This is a genomic window from Petrotoga halophila DSM 16923 (genome assembly GCF_002924615.1).
Map to the genome: position 1 here is coordinate 1 of NZ_JALY01000311.1, position 1,104 is coordinate 1,104.

General features: G+C 32.6%; 2 protein-coding genes. Both read left to right on the forward strand.

The features are described 5' to 3' along the window. The coding region (locus AA81_RS13415; protein ID WP_245863662.1) for a putative dsRNA-binding protein at positions 1-225 on the forward strand (225 nt) is incomplete at its 5' end. Then, positions 212-1,060: a LipS1 family lipoyl synthase gene (gene lipS1 / locus AA81_RS13420; protein WP_103899311.1), complete on the forward strand. Its 849-nt coding sequence runs from the start codon at positions 212-214 to the stop codon at positions 1,058-1,060. The genes AA81_RS13415 and lipS1, both read left to right, overlap by 14 nt. Positions 1,061-1,104: the final 44 nt, after the last annotated feature.

The window sequence follows — 1,104 nt, forward strand, 5'->3', positions numbered from 1 at the left end:
TTACAAGAATTAACTCAAGAAAAAACAAAAAAATTGCCTGAATACGTCTTATTAAGTGCTTCTGGGCCATCACATATGAAAAGATACAAGGTGGCCGTCAAATTAGATGATGAGATACTTGGAATAGGTGAAGGTTTTTCAAAAAAATTTGCCGAGCAATTAGCAGCAAAAATCGCTTGTGAGAAGTTTTTGAACTCTACTGGTGGAAATGATGACATTGATTAAAGAAATTGAATTCGTTATTTTAAAGAACACCTCTTCAGTATCATTAACAGGGAATTATTGCTATCTGAACTGCAAACATTGTGGTCGCCATTATCTAAATAATATGGCCAGGGTAAAAGATATGAAAAATTTAGTAAATAAAGGGTTCACTTCTTTTTTAATTAGTGGTGGATTATTAACCGATGGAAAGGTTCCAATTACTATTTTTGCAGATACACTATATACTCTAAAAACCAAATATAATTTGAAATACAACGTACATACTGGCTATGTGGATGAAAAAGATATCCATGTTTTAAAAAAGATCGCGGATACTGTATCTTTTGACCTAGTTGGAGAACAGCAAACTGTAAGAGAGGTTTATGGAAAATTTGATTATGATAAGATGTGGACTTCTTTCGAATTACTTGTAAAGAATGATTTTGTCGTTAAACCACATATTACCATAGGCTTGAATAAAGGAGAATTCTCTCATGAACAAAAAGCAATTGAAAAACTAAAAAAATTTGGAGATCGAATAGATGAAATTATATTTCTAGTTTTTATACCCACCGTTGGAACTGAATTCCATTCTTATCAACCTCCAAAAGTGACGGAAGTTGTTTCTTTTCTTTCAAAGGTAAGAAAAGATTTTCAACATAAAAAGTTAACGCTAGGTTGTATGCATCCAAAGGGGAAATATAGAGAAGATCTTCAAACCAATCTTTTAGGTATTGTAAATAAAATTGTTCAACCTATTGGCAAAGTTATCGAAAAAGCCGAAAGAGAAAATTACCGGATTAGTTATAGTTACGAATGTTGTGCTTTCCCTTCTGATTGCCGCCTTGTGCAATAGGCTTTTTGCTGATCTGTGCAAAATGATGTTTTTTGCAGCCTTGT

What these genes read in the sequence shown, in the direction of transcription:
- lipS1 (WP_103899311.1), top strand. Translation starts at nt 212, where the DNA reads ATGACATTGATTAAAGAAATTGAATTCGTTATTTTAAAGAACACCTCT.